The organism is Dietzia sp. ANT_WB102 (assembly GCF_008369165.1).
In the GTDB taxonomy this organism is placed as follows: domain Bacteria; phylum Actinomycetota; class Actinomycetes; order Mycobacteriales; family Mycobacteriaceae; genus Dietzia.
In genome coordinates this window covers 340,339-357,746 of record NZ_VOBA01000001.1, presented here as the reverse complement: position 1 = coordinate 357,746, position 17,408 = coordinate 340,339, and the positions used below count along the sequence as shown (strand labels likewise).

Annotated in this window: 12 protein-coding genes; 11 read left to right on the top strand and 1 reads right to left on the bottom strand. The window is 68.9% G+C overall.

Features of this window, described 5'->3' with window-relative positions; all coding sequences use genetic code 11:
• Positions 1 to 367: 367 nt before the first annotated feature.
• Positions 368 to 1,567 carry a UDP-galactopyranose mutase gene (gene glf / locus FQ137_RS01605; RefSeq protein ID WP_149290839.1) on the top strand — a complete coding sequence of 400 codons (1,200 nt, stop codon included), beginning with the start codon at positions 368 to 370 and terminating at the stop codon, positions 1,565 to 1,567.
• A 289-nt stretch (positions 1,568 to 1,856) separates the two neighbouring features.
• Positions 1,857 to 3,290, top strand: a complete 1,434-nt coding sequence (locus FQ137_RS01600) for a DUF5129 domain-containing protein (RefSeq protein ID WP_149290838.1) — start codon at positions 1,857 to 1,859, stop codon at positions 3,288 to 3,290.
• A 236-nt stretch (positions 3,291 to 3,526) separates the two neighbouring features.
• Here FQ137_RS01600 and FQ137_RS01595 read toward each other — a convergent pair whose 3' ends face one another.
• Positions 3,527 to 4,255, bottom strand: coding sequence for a peptidylprolyl isomerase (locus FQ137_RS01595; protein ID WP_149290837.1), 729 nt, complete (start codon positions 4,253 to 4,255; stop codon positions 3,527 to 3,529).
• A gap of 172 nt (positions 4,256 to 4,427) precedes the next feature.
• On the opposite strand from FQ137_RS01595, the gene FQ137_RS01590 reads away from it, so the two are divergent.
• The 9 genes from FQ137_RS01590 to fadD32 all read left to right on the top strand — a co-directional run bounded on the left by FQ137_RS01590 (position 4,428) and on the right by fadD32 (position 17,352).
• A complete protein-coding gene (locus tag FQ137_RS01590; RefSeq protein ID WP_149290836.1) occupies positions 4,428 to 6,428 on the top strand; it encodes a glycosyltransferase in 2,001 nt (666 codons plus the stop codon).
• Entirely contained in the window at positions 6,421 to 7,050 is a 630-nt protein-coding gene (locus FQ137_RS01585) for a phosphatase PAP2 family protein (protein WP_149292568.1), read from the top strand. Before FQ137_RS01590 ends, FQ137_RS01585 begins: the two co-directional genes overlap by 8 nt.
• Entirely contained in the window at positions 7,047 to 8,084 is a 1,038-nt protein-coding gene (locus FQ137_RS01580; RefSeq protein ID WP_149290835.1) for a decaprenyl-phosphate phosphoribosyltransferase, read from the top strand. Before FQ137_RS01585 ends, FQ137_RS01580 begins: the two co-directional genes overlap by 4 nt.
• A 16-nt stretch (positions 8,085 to 8,100) precedes the next feature.
• Entirely contained in the window at positions 8,101 to 10,092 is a 1,992-nt protein-coding gene (gene zomB, locus FQ137_RS01575) for a flagellar motor control protein ZomB (protein WP_149290834.1), read from the top strand.
• A 195-nt stretch (positions 10,093 to 10,287) separates the two neighbouring features.
• Complete coding sequence (locus tag FQ137_RS01570) at positions 10,288 to 11,412, top strand: alpha/beta hydrolase family protein (RefSeq protein ID WP_149290833.1); 1,125 nt, start codon at positions 10,288 to 10,290, stop codon at positions 11,410 to 11,412.
• 239 nt (positions 11,413 to 11,651) lie between these two features.
• A complete protein-coding gene (locus FQ137_RS01565; RefSeq protein ID WP_149290832.1) occupies positions 11,652 to 13,610 on the top strand; it encodes an alpha/beta hydrolase-fold protein in 1,959 nt (652 codons plus the stop codon).
• Positions 13,607 to 14,101 (top strand): DUF732 domain-containing protein, encoded by a 495-nt coding sequence (locus FQ137_RS01560; protein ID WP_149290831.1) that lies wholly within the window; start codon positions 13,607 to 13,609, stop codon positions 14,099 to 14,101. Before FQ137_RS01565 ends, FQ137_RS01560 begins: the two co-directional genes overlap by 4 nt.
• Before the next feature lie 164 nt (positions 14,102 to 14,265).
• A complete protein-coding gene (locus FQ137_RS01555; RefSeq protein ID WP_149290830.1) occupies positions 14,266 to 15,231 on the top strand; it encodes a cutinase family protein in 966 nt (321 codons plus the stop codon).
• A gap of 174 nt (positions 15,232 to 15,405) precedes the next feature.
• The gene (gene fadD32 / locus FQ137_RS01550; RefSeq protein ID WP_149290829.1) at positions 15,406 to 17,352 is read left to right on the top strand and encodes a long-chain-fatty-acid--AMP ligase FadD32; all 1,947 of its coding nucleotides are present in this window, start codon (positions 15,406 to 15,408) and stop codon (positions 17,350 to 17,352) included.
• The last annotated feature ends 56 nt before the right edge of the window (positions 17,353 to 17,408 follow it).

The window sequence follows — 17,408 nt, the reverse complement described above, 5'->3', positions numbered from 1 at the left end:
CTGCGGGGCGCTACTGCCCGAAGGCCGCGCCGAGACGCGTCCACTGGGGCAAATGTGACGAACGAGGTCAATGTTAGTCAAGAAACGCGTGAAACCAAGTGGTAAAGGTGGGAATTTTGGGACTACAGGGATGTAGTTTCGAACCGGCGTACGACTGCGAAAACCCTCGACCTGCAGGGCGGGCCATCGCGGCCGGTTCGAGAAGTCGCCCTCCTCGTCGTCGTCGGCGTGCCCTGAACCCACCCCCCACCCGCCGGATACCCTTGAGCGAAGGACCCGCGCCGACCGGCGTGTGGACAGGCGAGTGGTCTCGGGCGCACTACACCCGGACGAACCGCCGCGACGGACAACGGAAAGGCCCGAAGTGATGGCAGGCGAACGGCAGTGGGGCACCTACGACCTCATCGTGGTGGGGTCGGGTTTCTACGGCCTGACAGTTGCCGAACGGGCGGCGACCGAGCTCGGTAAGCGCGTACTTGTGCTCGAACGGCGCCACCACATTGGCGGCAACGCCTACTCGGAGGCCGAGCCCGAGACCGGCATCGAGATCCACAAGTACGGCGCGCACCTATTCCACACCTCCAACGAGCGCGTGTGGGAGTACGTCAACCGCTTCACCGACTTCACCGGCTACCAGCACCGCGTGTTCTGTATGTACAAGGACACCGCCTACCAGTTCCCTATGGGGCTGGGGCTGATCAACCAGTTCTTCGGCCGCTACTACTCCCCGGATGAGGCCCGGAAGCTGATCTCCGAGCAGGCCTCCGAGTTCACCGCCGACAACGCGGCCAACTTCGAGGAGAAGGCCATCTCCCTGATCGGCCGCCCGCTCTACGAGGCCTTCATCAAGGGCTACACCGCCAAGCAGTGGCAGACCGACCCCAAGAACCTGCCCGCCGGCAACATCACCCGCCTGCCCGTGCGCTACAACTTCGACAACCGCTACTTCTCAGACACCTACGAGGGGCTGCCCGTCGACGGTTACACCGCGTGGCTCGAGAACATGGCTGCCGACGAGAAGATTGACGTGGTGCTGAACACCGACTGGTTCGATGTCCGCGACGCCGTGCGTGCCGCGAGCCCAGACGCGCCCGTGGTCTACACAGGCCCACTGGACCGCTACTTCGACTACGCCGACGGCGAGCTGGGCTGGCGCACCCTGGACTTCGAGACCGAGGTCCTGCCGACCGGCGACTTCCAGGGCACCCCGGTGATGAACTACAACGACGCCGAGGTCGAGTTCACCCGCATCCACGAGTTCCGGCACTTCCACCCTGAACGCAAGAACTACCCCACGGACAAGACCGTGATCATGCGCGAGTACAGCCGCTTCGCGGAGCGCGACGATGAGCCGTACTACCCGATCAACGAATCCACCGACCGGGAGAGGTTGGCCGCTTACCGCGAGCGGGCCAAGGCCGAGACTGCCGCCAACAAGGTCCTCTTCGGCGGCCGGCTGGGCACGTACCAGTACCTGGACATGCACATGGCGATCGCGTCGGCACTGACGATGTTCGACAACACGCTGGCGCCGCACCTACGCGATGGCGCCCCGCTCGCGGACTGACCCAGGTACCCCGACCCCACCCCCCGACCCCCACCACCCCGACCACCCCGACCACCCCTATCTCCACCACCCCGGCGAGTGGTCATACCCGCTCACGTTCTCCCAGGACCGCACGGCGGAGCAGGCGGATTTGCGACCACTCGCCGGGCCTGGTGTGGGGCCGGCTGCGGACCTTGGCCAACGTCGCCGGCGGGGCGCATCCGGTCGGTGCTCTCGGCTGGAAGTCGCCCGCTGGCGCCGCCCACGTTCACGCAGTCCCGGCCTTCCCGGCGAGCGCTAGGGTGAGGCCATGACGCGCATCACGTTCCTACCCACCTCTCATCTGGCCGTGGTCTGGTGCGGCGTGGCGGCAGCACTGCTCTTCATGTTCCAGGTCGGCGCTGCCCAAGCCCAGGCACCCGCACCCGCGCCCGCCCAGACCGGGGCGGTCGACGTCGGCATCACCGACCGGGCCGGGGTGCTCTCGTCGGGCGACCAAGACCTCCTCCGCGGGGAGACCGATCGGATTGCGTTCCCCCTGCAGGTGACGAGGGTCGAGTACCTGGTCTTCGACGACGACGGTGACAATCTCAACGACACCACCGAGCGGTTCGCCCAGGACGCGCGCCCGGACCTGGTGGCCGACGACCGGAAGAAGTGGGCGCCCGGGACGCTGATCGTGGCCAACGACACCTCGTCGCGGAAGGTCGGCATCTACTGCGGCGACGACGTCTGCGCCGCCCTAGACCTGTTCGAGGGGCGTCACCTCGACGGAGCACTCGAGGCGATGAAGGACCCGATGCGGCGGGGGAATCACGCGGTCGGGCTGCTCTCGGGCGCGCAGGCGGCGGCCGATCCCACCGTGCTGGCGCCGGAGCCCGAGGGCGCACCGGGGTGGCTGCCGTGGGCCTTGGGCGGGGCGGGGGTCGTTGCCGCGGGCGCGGTCGGCGCCGGGGTCGCGGCGAGCCGTAAGAAGAAGGCGACGACGGCGAGGGAGCGTTACGACCGGATCTCCCGCGAGTACGGGCGGATTGCAGGGGAACTCACCGGGCTGGACGTCCGCGCCAACTCGCTGCGATCCCCACTGGCCGATGCTGAGCTCCGATCGCAGTGGGAGGACGTCCGTGACCGGTTCCTCTCGCTGGACACCGTCATGGGACGGATAGGCGATCTGCGACCGGACTCCACGGACGCCGAGTTCCGCGCCAAGGCCGGCGACATCGACACCGCCCACACCACTGTCGACCAGATGCTCGCGGCCGAGCAGAACATTGACCAGCTCTTCCGGATGGAGCAGGGCGACTCCGACGTGCGCCGCCGCCAGCTCGGCGACCTCCACGAGGACATGCTCGCGGCTGCGCTGGGGACGAAGGACGAGCGGCTGGCAGCCGAGGCCAGGGCCCTGGACGCGCGGGCCGACGACCTGGCCCGGGACACCCGGTCGGCCGACTTCATGGACCGTTACGCCCGGCTCGTGGTGGACTACCGGCTCGTCGTGGAGGCGATCCGGGCCCGCGAGATGGCGGGCGTCGAAACGGCGAAGGACGCAGGAGATCGCCACGCGCCGCGACTGTACGACCGGGACTGGCGAGCAGGTTACGGATACAACGGGTTCGTGCCCTACTACGTGGTGTCGAGCTGGCACGCGCATGACGTGCAGGCGGCCCAGGCGGCGTCGAGCTCCACCAATACTGGCTACTCCAACGCCTCGTTCTCGGGCGGCGGCGGGTCGAGCGGGTACTAGCTCCGCACCCGCCCGACAGCGCGCCTGCCACTCAGGGTTGCGCGCCCCCAGTGCACGGTTTCTTCCGCGGTGCGCGGGAGGAATGGACCGTTCTGGGTGCGCAAGCCGACGGGTGCAGCGAATCCGGGGGCGGTGGAGTCGGCGTCCCGCCCGCCAGGCCCGGGGCCGACTGCCCGGCCGGTCTCCTGCCGAGCGCCGCCCGGCCGGGCTGCTGACGGGTGCTGGCCCGGGGCGCCTCAGCCCTCGACGATCGTCACCGACTCGATCGTGTGCAACGTCGTCGGCCGGCCCTGGGGGCTGCCGTCGTCCTCGATTGCGGTGACGGCGTCCATCCCGTCGGTGACCGTGCCGAAGAGGCTGTAGTCGGGCGGCAGGGAGACGCCGGAGTCGCCCGTGACGATGAAGAACTGGGAACCGTTGGTGTTTGGGCCGGCATTGGCCATGGCCATCGATCCGATCTCGTACTCGCCGGACTTTGGCAGTTCGTCGGCGAACTCGTATCCCGGACCGCCGCTGCCGGTGCCCTCCGGGTCGCCGCCCTGGATCATGAAGCCGGGAATGACACGGTGGAACGTGATGCCCTCGTAGTACTTGTTGCGGGCCAGGAACACGAAGTTGTTCACCGTCTCGGGGGCCTTCTCCTCGAGCAGGTCCACGGTGACCGCACCGGCGTCGGTGGTGATGACGGCCGAGTAGTCGACCCCGGGCGTCAGACACATCGGCGGGGCCGAGTCGAACGACGTCGTGCGCTCGGCGGCGCCCTCGGCGGGCGGACACTCGGCGGCGCCCCCGGCGGATCCGCGGGACTCGGACTGCGCGGCCGCAGTCGATCCGGTGGCCGTCGCATTGTCGGCCGGCACGTCATCCGAGCCACACCCGGCGAGTGCGAGTGGAGTGGCGAGGGCGAGCAGTCCCAGGGCGGTGCGAACGGTCGGGCGGCGGCGGGGGGATCCGGTGAGGTGCATGGGTCGAACCTACTTCTTTCGTCCGCCCGGGTGGGTCCCGGCGCGTGCTGGGCTGAGCGTGAGGGCCCCGCCGGGTACGATCGACCCGGCTTTCGTGCCCGCGCTGCGGATGCGGTCGGTACAGCAAGGTGGATGAGGGCGGCCCCGGCCGTCGGGACGGGGACTGGCATATATGGAACACCACGGCCACCACGAACTGGTCGACGAGGTCGAGCGATCGGTCGCTGCGCTCGCCGCTCCACGTGGCCGGGAATGCCTCCAGCGCATCATCCTGCCGCGGGCGGGGGAGCCGTCGGACGTCCGCTCGCTCTATCTCGCCGAGGCCCCCACCAATGTTCGGCGCGCGCATTCGTCGTCGCGGACATCGTTGAGCATCGGCGCTGACTCCGAGGTCTCGTTCGCCACATACTTCAACGCGTTCGCCGCGGCGTACTGGCGGCGCTGGACGATCCTCGGTGAGGTCGTCCTGCGGTTGACCGTGCGCGGCGCGGGCCGCGTCGACCTGTACCGCTCCAAGATTGATGGTTCGCGCATCGCGATCACCGGTGACGTCGTGGGGGAGCCGGGACGCGCCGGCGAAGTGACGACGGTCGAGTTCGTCTGCGACCTCGGCCCGTTTGAGGACGGTGGGTGGATCTGGTTCGACCTGACCTCAGACACGGACATCGAGTTGCTCGCCGGCGGCTGGTACTCCTCGGTCGACGCACCGGCCACGCGCCCCGACGCCGGCCCGGACGGCACGCCCGACCCGGCGGTGCAGGTGCCCAACGACCGACGGGTCACGATCGGCATCCCGACGTTCAACCGTCCGGGCGACGCGGTTGCCGCGCTGCGGGCCCTCACCTCTGATCCCGAGGTCGACGCGGTGATCGACGCGGTGCTCATGCCGGACCAGGGTGACCGGAAGGTCCGCGACGAGCCCGGCTTCGCCGAGGTGGCCGACTTCCTCGGCGACCGGCTGAGCATCTTCGACCAGCCCAACCTGGGCGGCTCGGGTGGGTACAGCCGGATCATGTACGAGGCGCGGCGGCTGACGGATTCGCCGTACATCCTCTACATGGACGACGACATCGAGATCGAGCCCGACTCGATCCTGCGTGCGCTGGCCTTTGGACGCTTTGCCACGGTCCCGATGCTGGTGGGTGGGCAGATGCTCAACCTGCAGGAACGCAGCCACCTGCACACCATGGGTGAGGTGGTGGGCGCCCACGACTTCATGTGGACCGCCGCGCCGCACGCGGACTACGATTACGACTTTTCCACCTACCAGCTGACGGACCGCGACAATCCCAAGCCGCTGCACCGCCGGATCGACGTGGACTACAACGGGTGGTGGATGTGCCTCATCCCACGAGTGGTGGCAGAGAAGATCGGCCAGCCGCTGCCGCTGTTCATCAAGTGGGACGACGCGGAATACGGGCTGCGCGCGCGACAGGCCGGCCACCCCACGGTCACCATGCCCGGGGTGGCGATCTGGCACATGGCGTGGTCGGACAAGGACGACGCTATCGACTGGCAGGCGTACTTCCACCTTCGCAATCGGCTGGTGGTGGCCTCGATGTACCACGACGGAGACCACAAGGGCATCATGCAGTCCAGCCTCAAAGCGCTGGTCAAACACCTCGTCTGCCTAGAATATTCGACGGTGGCCATCCAGATCGAGGCCATCCGTGATTTCTTGCGGGGCCCGGAGGCCCTATTTGAACTTCTCCCCACGGCCCTACCCAAGGTGCGCGCCATGCGCCTCGAGTTCCCCGACGCAGTGGTCATCCCGTCGGCCGTCGACCTGCCCGCGCCGTCGGGCGGCCCGGCCGGCATCCACGCCGAGCCCCGGGGCCCGGTCCGCAAGGCCGTGGCGCTGGCCCGAGGCCTCGCGCACACGCTGAGCAAGGACGACAAGACGCACCACGAGGTGCCGCAGGCCAATTTCCCGCCGATCGAGGCCCGCTGGTACTCGCTCAGCCGGGTCGACGGGGCGACTGTCACCACCGCGGACGGACGCGGAGTGGTGTACCGCAAACGCGACCGCGATCTCGCCGCCGCCCTGTTCAAGGAGTCGGTCGCCGTGCACCGCGAACTGTTCCGCCGTTTCCCGGAGATGCGCCGCCGCTACCGCGAGGCCCACGCCGAACTCGTCACCAAGGAGGCCTGGGGCCGTGTCTTCGATGCCTGATCCGGTGTGGTCCGAGCCCGCGGCCGTGGAGATCCCCGCGCCGACCGGCGAGGTCCGGCTGTTGTCGGCGGTCCAGCGGCGACTGCTGGCCGTGCCGGGTTCGCGCGAGGCGGCCGTGACGTTGTCCCATCTCGGCGAGCACGCCCTGGGATGGATGGCGATCGCGGCGGCCGGTATGGCGGTCGACCCGGGCCGCCGTGGCCGGTGGGCGATGGTCGGTGTCGGCACCTTCGGGGCACACGCCACGTCCGTCGTCGTCAAGCGCGTCGTCCGACGGCGACGCCCGGACCACCCCGCCGTGACCGTCGGTGTCGGTACACCCTCGACGCTGAGTTTCCCGTCCTCCCACGCCACCTCGACCACGGCGTTCGCGCTGCTAGCGGGATCGGTGAGCGGCGTCCCGGTGGCGCCGGCGCTCGTGCCGGTGATGCTGGCGTCCAGGTTGGTGCTCGGAGTCCATTACCCTTCGGATGTGTTGGCCGGCGCCGCAGTCGGTGCAGGCTGCGCTGCGCTCACCCGCGTGGTGTGGGAATCCGACGCCGTCCAGGACGTGTTGCCCGCAACACTTCGCGACGGCGCGGCGAGCCCACGCGTCACCCAGAATCCCGAGGAGAAGCGATGACCGATCATTCCGGAGCGCCGGCAGCCCGGGGCGGTACAGATCACCACCTCCTCGGCGCCGAGCCGCACACGGCGAACGAGATCGACGACATCGCCGAGGCGGAGGAGGGCGCCAAGGGCGCGCCCCCGAAGAACCTCCTCGAGGGCATGATCAAGGCCCTCCGGCCGCGCCAGTGGGTCAAGAATGTCCTCGTGATCGCCGCGCCGGCGGCCGCTGGGTCCCAGACCCTTACCGACGGCACGGTCCTGTTCTCGGTGTTCATCGCGTTCGTGGCGTTCTGCATGGCCGCATCGAGCGTGTACCTGATCAACGACGCGATGGACGTCGAGGCGGATCGCGCACACCCGACCAAGAGGTTCCGGCCTATCGCGGCGGGTGTCCTGCCCGTGGGGCTCGCGTACGGCATGGCGGTGGTGCTCATCGTTGCATCGATCGCCATCTCGCTGATCTTCGCGCACTCGGCCCTGGCGATCGTCGTGGCCGTGTACATCGTTCTGCAGCTCATGTACTGCTTCGGGCTCAAGCACCAGCCGGTGCTCGACATCGCGTTCGTCTCCTCCGGCTTCCTGCTGCGCGCGGTCGCCGGTGGCGCGGCCGCCGAGGTCGAGATCTCGCAGTGGTTCCTCTTGGTCATGGCGTTCGGTTCGCTGTTCATGGCGGCCGGTAAGCGGTACGCCGAGCTGAGCCTGCACCTGAAGACCGGCGCGAAGATCCGCAAGGCGTTGGAGAGCTACACGCCCACGTACCTGCGGTTCGTGTGGACGCTCTCGGCCACGGTGCTCGTGCTCTGCTACGCCCTGTGGGCCTACGACCGCGGATCCGACCCCACGCAGCCGGCCAGGTCGGCGATCTGGCTGCAGATCTCGATTGTGCCGTTCACCATCGCCGTCCTGCGCTATGCGGTCGACGTCGATGCCGCGCAGGCGGGCGAGCCCGAGGACATCGCTCTCGGCGATCGCGTCCTGCAGGTGCTCGCCGCCCTGTGGGTGCTCTCCGTGGTGATCGGCGTCTATATCGTCCCGTCGATCTCCTGAGTCCGGCGGCCGGACGATGTCGGAGGTGACGGTGGCGCGCCGGGCCGGGCGCACCGATGCGGTTTTCTGGTCCGGGGTCGTGGCGGTGGTGGCGATCTTCTTCGCCGGTGCGTGGCAGCGGCGGTGGATCGCCGACGACGGCCTCATCGTCCTACGCACCGTCAGGAACCTCATCGCCGGCAACGGTCCGGTGTTCAACGCGGGGGAGCGGGTCGAGTCCAACACCTCCACGTTGTGGACCTACCTCGTCTACTTCGCCCACGAGGTGGTGGGCTACCGGCTCGAACTGGTCGTCCTCGGTGTGGCGCTCACGCTGAGCATGGCCGCGGTGGTGTGCGCGATGCTGGGCGCCCGGGTGATGTACCGCGGCACGCGTCGTGCACCGTCCGGGGGCCCGATGGTGCTCCTGCCGTTCGGGGTGCTGATCTACGTCATGTTGCCGCCTGCCCGCGATTTCGCGAGTTCGGGGCTCGAGACGGGCCTGGTGATCTGCTGGATCGGCCTGATGTGGCTGGGCCTGCAGCTCTGGGCGCGCGCCCCGCACGGGGAGGGCCGCTTCGGACTGCCCGCGATCGGCACCGCAGCGGTCGCCTTCGTCGCCGGTCTCGGCCCCCTTGTGCGACCCGAGATGGCGCTGGCGGCGGCGGCGTTCCTGGCATTGATGGCCGCTGCCCCCCAGTCCTGGCGTCACCTCGGATGGCTGGTGGGCATCGCCGGTGCGGTTCCGGTGGCCTATCAGGTGTGGCGGATGTCGTACTACGCCCTGCCGTATCCGCTCACGGCCGTGGCCAAGGACGCGGGCGGGTCGAAGTGGGACAAGGGTGCCGAGTACCTGTGGGACCTGTTGGCGCCCTACGCCCTGGTGTTGCCGCTCGTGGTGGTCCTCGTCGCGGGGGTGATCGCCGTGTGGGCCCGAGTGGCCCCGGGCGGTGCTGGCGGTAACGAGGGCGACGACGGCGAGGTTGGCGAGGCGAACGACGAGGACGACGACGATGAGGGCAGCCGCCTGCTCCGACTGCGTCGCCGGGTTCGCTCGACCCCGGTGGTCACGGCCGTGTTCCTCGTGGTGGCGCTGGTGATGTTGCTCTACGTCGTCCGCGTGGGCGGCGACTTCATGCACGGCCGCGTGCTGTTGCCGTCCTTGTTCCTCATCCTCCTGCCCGTCTCGGTGATACCGCTTCCCGTCGGTCCTGCCCGCGGGTCCGTCGACGCCTCGGTGCGCCGGGTGGCTGTCCCGGTGACCGTGGTGGCGTGGCTCGTCGTCGTCGGCTGGGCGGTGACCATCCAGGTCACGGAGGACCCCTTCCGGGAGAAGCCGGAGTCGATCACCGCGGCGGGGATCGTCGATGAGCGACAGTTCTACATCCAGCGGACTGGTCACAAGCATCCGTTGCTCGCCGAGGACTACCTGGACTTCCCCCGGATGCGGGCGCTGGTGCGGTCCGTCGACCAGAACCGGACGGGCGCGGTCTTCCTCCCGGTGCCGGGGTTCCAGGACCGGTGGGACGTGGTCTCCTACGACCGGCCGATGCCCGGACTGGGACCGTTCGAGCTCCCGGAGGAGCCGATCAAGACGGTCGTGTTCCTCAACCTCGGTATGACCAGCATGAACTTGCCCCTCGACGTGGGCGTCTACGACACCGTGGGGCTGGCCTCTCCGCTGGCCGCGCACACGGACCGCATGGAGGACGGTCGGATCGGGCACGACAAGTTCCTGCCCTACGACTGGGTGCTCGCCCGCACCGGCGTCGTGGAGGACCCGGTCAACTTCCCGCGGTGGATTGACGTCAACTGGGTGAACCAGGCCGAGGTCGCGCTGCAGTGTCCGGCGACGCAAGCGCTCATAGAGTCGTATTCAGCCCCGTTGACGCTGGAACGACGTTGGTCGAACGTGGTAAATGCATTTTCATACGCCGAGTATCGGATCAACAGAATCCCTGCGTATGAGGTGCAGCGGTGCGGGTTGCCGATGCCTGAGAATGTGGAGAAGTACCAGGGGACTCGGTAGTCTGGCGCTCACTGTTATCTCGAAAAGGTAACAGTTGGGGGCCGAATTGGTCCCCGACCTGTAACACCTGTCCCAAAGTGCGCGACAGTATCGATGACCTCGATGTCGCAGTTCCGGTCCTCCCCTGGTGGGGCCGGTCCGATGAACGTCACCGATGCCCCCCTGGGCACCAGGAACGAACAAAGGAACCAACGAATGTCCCACTCCACCCTCCGGCGCAGGTTCGCCGCCGGGCTCACCGCACTGGCGACGGCCGCAGGGCTCCTCGTCGGCGCCCCGGCCCTGGCCGGCGCCCAGGCGACCGAGCAGGGCTCGTCGGCCAGCCTCGGGTCCGCGGGCTCGGCTGCCCCGCCGCCCGCCGCCGCCGCGTTCCGGCCGGCCGGTGGTGACGAGAACCCGGTTGGTTTCCGCAACTGGCTGCGTCCCGGCTGCGACTGGGACCCGGTCGCCTCCTGGGTCCAGATCTGTACGGTCCACTCGCCGTCCATGAACCGGCCCATCAAGGTCCAGGTCCAGCCCGCGCGCTTCGGCGGCAACGCCGGCCTATATTTGCTCGACGGGCTGCGCGCGCGCGACGACTGGAACGCGTGGACGCACGACGCCCAGGCGCAGCGCATCTTCCTGCAGGACAACATCACCCTGGTCATGCCCGTCGGAGGCCAGGTCTCCTTCTACTCCGACTGGGAGCGGCCCATCAACCTGGGCGGCAACCTGCTCGAGTACAAGTACGAGACGTTCCTGACCAAGGAGCTGCCGAACTACCTGGCGGACCACTTCGGTGTCCGCCGCGACAACAACGCCATCGCCGGACTGTCGATGGGCGGCTCCGCGGCCGCGTCGCTCGCCGCCAACCATCCGGGCCAGTTCAAGCAGGTGTCGGTGTTCTCCGGCTACATGAACCCCACCGCGCCGGGCATGTACACCATGATCCCGCTTGCGATGTTCGACCAGTGCAAGTGCGACCCGTTCGCGATGTGGGGCCTGCCCGGCTCGCCCCAGTGGGGCCGGAACGACCCGCTGCTCAACGCGGACAAGCTGCGCAACATCCCGATGTACGTGACCGCCGGATCCGCGATCCCGGGGCAGTACGACCAACCCTCCAGCCTGCAGGCCGTGTTCAACACGTTCAACGGCATCATCCTCGAAGGACTGTCGCGTGGCTCGACGCTGGCGTTCCAGAACACCATGAACGCGGCGCCGAATAAGGCCACGTTCGAATACCGCACCACCGGTATCCACGGCTGGGGCTACTGGAACGACGACCTCATCGCGGCCCGCTCGGCGCAGATCCTCGACGTGATGAAGGCCCACGCGTGGTGATGACACCGAGTTAACCGACGAATCGGACTCCCATCAGCGAGTCCTCACCCGTCACACCGGGGCCCCGCGCGTAGATTCTCGTGCGGGGCCCCGGTCGCGTGTGACCGCCGGGTTCGGCCGCGGGAGGGGAACCCGCGGACGCGCCACGGACCCGGGCCTCGGTTCATATGGCGCGGGTCGGTGCGACGCGCGCTCACCAACTATTCGGCGACACGACGCGGCAAGGAAGAGAACAACTCATGGCGACCCCCAGCGCACACGCGAGCCCCCGTTCCCGGTGGGCCTCCCTCCTCGCGGCTCCCCTCGTGGCGTCCGTGGTGGGCTCCGGTCTCGTCCTCCCTCCCGTCGCCGCAGCGCAGGAGACGCCGGCACAGCCGAGTCCGGGACAGGCCAGCACGGCGGAAAGCCCGGCGCGGTCGACCCCCGCCGAGAGCCCGGCCAACGCTCCGGAGGCGCCCACCCTGCGCGTGCCGTCGACACCGCCGTCCGGGGTCCGCCTCGACAAGGTCGAGTGGAAATCCGCCAACAGGGTCGCGCTGTGGGTCCAGTCGCCGGCCATGAAGCAGGCGATCCAGGTGCAACTCATGCTCCCGGCGGCGTGGAACGCGGACCCCGAGCGCACCTACCCGTCCCTGCTGCTGCTCGACGGGCTCCGTGCCCGGGACGACGCGAGCGGCTGGACGCTGGAGACAAAAATCTCGCAGTTCTTCGACGCCAAGAATGCGATCATCGTCCTGCCCATCGGTGGCGAGTCGAGCTTCTACACGGACTGGGTTTCCGACGCCAAGGGGTCGGCATACCAGTGGGAGACGTTCCTCATGCAGGAACTTCCGCCGCTGCTGGCGCGCGACTGGCGGGTGGGGGACCAGCACGGCGTCGCCGGGCTGTCCATGGGCGGCACGGCCGCCATGATGCTCGCCCAGCGCTACCCGGAGCACTTCAAGTTCGCCGCGAGCTACTCGGGATTCCTCGACACCACCAGCTTCGGTATGCCCGAGGCCGTGAAGGTGGCCATGCAGGACGCCGGTGGCTACCCCGCCGAGAACATGTGGGGCCCGCTCGGCTCCCCACGCTGGCAGGAACAGGACCCCAAACTCCACACCGAGAAGATGCGCGGGCAGAGCGTCTACGTCTCCGCGGGCAGCGGTAACACCGGCCCCTGGGACCAACCGTCCGGGCTCCCGGACATCCCCACCAACTTCCCCGGCTATGGCCTGGAGTTGCTGTCACGGATGACCACCCAGACCTTCGTCAACAGGGCCCGCGCCGACGGGGTCGAGGTGACCGCCAACTTCCGGCCGTCCGGTACGCACACCTGGCCGTACTGGCAGTTCGAGATGACCCAGGCGTGGCCGCAGTACGCCACCGCGATGGGGATCGAGAACGTCGAGAAGCCGTGCGCGGCGGAGGGCGAGATCGCCCGCCTCGCAGAGCGTCAGCCCGGTCTCGGGCCGTGCCTGACCGGCGAGTACGACGTCCGCGGGGGCAAGGCGACAGACTTCCGCTTCGGTCGAGTCTTCTGGTCCCAGCGGACCGGCGCCCACTCGGTCCTCGGCGCGATCGGTGCGGCCTTCCAAGCCGAGGGCGGGCCCGACGGGGTGCTCGGCCTGCCGACCTCCGGTGAGACCACCGCCCCGGACGGCCGTGGCCGGTTCTCCACTTTCCAGAATGGCGTCATCTACTGGTCGCCCACCACCGGCGCGCACGCCGTCCGCGGTGGCATCAGGGCGATGTGGCAGGAGCGCGGCGCCGAGCGCGGCAAGCTCGGTTACCCGACCACCGATGAGATCACCAACCCCAATAAGCCGGGTGTCGTCCAGGGCTTCCAGGGTGGGACCGTCTACTGGTCGGAGGAGACCGGCCCGAAGGTCGTCGAGGGCGAGATTCTCAAGACCTACCGCGAGGCCGGCGCCGAGAACTCCGAGCTGGGTTACCCCACCTCCGACGAGATCGCGCTGAGTACCCGGAATGGCGCATTCAGCCGGTTCCAGGGCGGCGCGATCTACTGGTCCCCGCGGACCGGGGCGCACGTCGTTCCGCGTGGCCCGGTGTTCGACGCCTGGGGCACGGCCGACTACGAGCGTGGACGGCTGGGCTACCCGACTGGACCGCTGCGCAACACGAGGGACGGTCAGGTGATGGAGTTCGAGGGCGGCCGCATCACGGTGAGCGGCGGCCAGGCGGAGATCTCGTCGTGAGAACCCGGTTGGTGACCCTCACCGCCACGCTGATCGTCGCCGGCGGGGTACTCACCGCGTGCGGTGGAGGCGACTCGACGGTCTCCGGCGTGCCCGACTCGGAGACACTGGCTCCGCCCCCCGGTGGCGGCGTCACGTCCGGAGCGTCACGCGTGCCCGCGACCGAGGACTCGGGCCGCTACACGGAGGCGCCCGCTCCAGTCGACCGGGACGCCACCGGTTACACCGCCCCAGCCGTCGGTGCGCGGGAGCGCGGGTACCTCGCAGCGCTGGAGAAGCAGGGCATCGAAACCTCGGAACTCTCCGATTCGCTCGTCGCCGCGGGGAACACCATCTGCCGCATCCGGACGACCGGTGGCGCCGCCGACGAGACCACCACGATCGCCGACGCGGTCGCTGGTCAGATCTCGGCGGGCGGTTACTCGGATCGCGAGGTCGACGAGCTCTCGCGAGTGGTCGTGGACGCCTCGGCGAGCCAGCTCTGTCCGTAGCCCTCGCAGTGGCCGGAGGCCCCGCCCCGCACAACCCGAGAAATCGCGGAGTGAGTCCCGACACCCTCCCGGGGTAGGCGGAACCCGAGGGACACCCGGGGCGTTGACCGGTCGTCGGCCATCCGCCACTTCTCGCGCGGTGAGGCCAGAAAGGAGTTCGTATCGTGGCTCGCCGATCGCGTCGTGGGAGCGGCCGCCGTCTCGGGTGCTCGTTGGGGGCGCTCGTGCTGGTGGTCGCGCTCGTCCTGGGTATCGGATGGTGGATCGGGAACCGGGGACTACCCACCGGGCCCGAAGGGCCCCTGCCCGGCCCGGGGGAGCCTGAACTCGCCCAGCCCGCGGACTGCCCGGACGTGGAGATGATCGCCGTGCCGGGAACGTGGGAGAGCAGTCCGACCGATGACCCGTACAACCCGAGCTTCCTGCCTAACGCCCTGCTGCGGACGATCACCGACCCGCTGAGTCAGCAGTACCCGGAAGAGCGGCTCGAGGTGTTCACCGTCCCGTACGTGGCCCAGTTCCGGAACCCGCAGGCGCCCAACGAGATCACCTACGACCAGAGCCGGGCGGAGGGCACCGCCCGTGCTCGCACCGAACTCGCGGGCACGCACGAGCGATGCCCGTACACCTCCTTCGTGCTTCTGGGCTTCTCCCAGGGTGCGGTGATCGCCGGTGATCTCACCGGCGAGATCGGCAACGGTAACGGGCCCGTGCCCGCCGACCTGGTTCGTGGCTCCGTCCTCATCGCCGACGGGCGCCGGCTACCGGGGGACGGCCAGTCGCCGGGCTTGGCGCCGGGCAACGGTCAGGGGATGGAGATCTCCCTGCAGCCGGCGACCGGGCTCACACAGCTCATCGCCGGAGCCACCATGACCGGTCCCCGCCCGGGAGGGTTCGGCGAGCTCGCCGGCCGGACCGCACAGATCTGCGACTCCCGCGATCTGATCTGCAACGCCCCGGTCAACGTGGTGGACGGAGCCGCGCGGTTCCAGGAGTTCATCGCCAACAACGCGATCCACGCGATGTACGCCACCAACCCCGATGTCATAATGGGAACCACGGTCCCGGAATGGACGATCGGACATGTGCGCGAGCTCGTCGACGCCGCCCCGGAGATCGCCCACGAGTGACACGTGAGCCCCCTCTCCGGACTCCGCGCGCGACACGCCTGGCGGACCGGGTGATTCGGAGTTCGGAAGTGCCCTAGGGCACGCTGTAGGATCGACCAAGCTTGTCGTCAGGGCACCCGGCATGTCCGTAGTCGACGACGTCGACCACCGTAAGACGGATCGGAACGGAGCAACGTGGAGTTCGAGCAGTACCACGACGCCAATGGGGCGATCGTCATCCCTGATCGCACCACCCTCGTCGACTTCGTCGAAGCCAATATCTCCGCCGCTCGCAGAGATCCAGCCGAAGACGGGCTGATCTACCGCTACATCGACTACTCGGCCTCCCGTCAAGGTGAGGTGCACGAGTTGTCGTGGTCGCAATTCGGGGACCGGCTCTACGCCATCGCGGCCCGCCTGCAGCAAGTCGCCCAGCCGGGCGACCGGGTGGCGATTCTCGCGCCTCAGGGGCTCGACTACATCGTGTCGTTCTTCGCCGCGATCCACGCCGGGCTCATCGCCGTACCCCTGTTCGACCCAGACGAGCCCGGTCACCACGACCGCCTCCACGCCGTCCTTGCAGACTGCGCACCCGCGGTCATCCTCACCTCCACCGAATCCGCAGCCGGTGTCCGCACGTTGTTCCGGTCACTGCCTGCCCGCGAACGCCCGCGCACCGTCGCCGTCGATGCCATCCCGGCCGAGCTCGGCTCGGGGTGGACCCGACCCGACCTCGGCGCCGACGACATCGCCTACCTGCAGTACACCTCCGGCTCGACCCGGGTACCGGCCGGTGTGGAGATCACCCATCGCAACGTGGTCACCAACGTCATGCAGTTGTTCGACGGGCTCGGGCTCACCCGCGCGTCCCGTGGCGTCAGCTGGTTGCCGCTGTTCCACGACATGGGCTTGGTGACGGTGATCCTGCCCGCGATGGGCGGGGCCGCCATCACGGTGATGAGCCCCCGCGCGTTCGTGCAGCGCCCGGGTCGCTGGGTCTCGCAGCTGGGCGCCATGTCCGACGGCGACGGAGTGTTCGCCGCGGCCCCCAACTTCGCGTTTGAACACGCCGCCCGCCGGGGACTGCCCAAGGAGGGCGAAACCCTCGACCTGTCCGGTGTCACGAGCATCATCAATGGCTCGGAGCCGGTCACCCCAGCCTCCATGCGGGCCTTCAACGAGGCCTTCGCGCCGTACGGACTCGCGCCCACCGTCATCAAGCCGTCCTACGGGATGGCCGAGGCGACACTCTTCGTCTCCTCGCCGCGCCGGGATGACGAGGCGATCGTCATCCATGTGGATCGGTCCGATCTCAACAAGGGCCTCATGACCGTCCTCGACCCGTCGCAGGTCGAGGGCAACGAGGACGCCATCCCGCAGGTCGCCTGTGGCTACGTCGCGCCGAGCCAGTGGGCGACCATTGTCGATGCGAACATCGACGAGGCCACCGGCGAGCACGACGGCACCGGTCGCGAGCTCCCCGAGGGCCGGGTGGGCGAGATCTGGCTGTACGGCACGAACATCGGCCGTGCCTACTGGGGGCGCACCGAAGAGACCGAGGCCACCTTCGGCAACACGCTCGTCGAACGCCTGGAGCACGGCTCCCGGACGGTCCGCGAGTTCGGGACCGTGCCCGAGGACGCGCGGTGGCTGCGCACCGGGGACTACGGCGCCTACGTGGACGGTCAGCTGTACATCACCGGCCGAGTCAAGGACCTCGTGATCGTCGCCGGCCGTAACCATTATCCGCAGGACTTGGAGAACACCGCACAGAGCGCGTCTGACGCACTGCGTCCGGGTTTCGTCGCCGCGTTCTCGGTGCCGGCTAACCAGCTGCCGATGGAGGCGCGTAACGGCGCGGAGATCGCCGGCGATGACTCCTCGGAGACACTCGTCGTGGTCGCCGAGCGCGCGCCCGGCGCGGGCAAGGCGGATCCGGTCCCCGTCGCGGACGCGGTCCGTACGGCGATCTCGGCCCGGCACGGCGTCACCGCCCAAGACGTGCTGCTGGTCCCCGCCGGATCCATCCCCCGCACGTCCAGTGGCAAGATCGCGCGCCGCGCGTGCAGGGCGGCGTACGTGGACGGCACCCTGCGCGGGGGCCACCAGCAGACCGCCTTCCCGGATCTGCCGACGCAGTAGCGTCCGGCGACCGGGCCTGTAAAAGGCACCACGGGTGCCCCGCTGCGACGGGACAC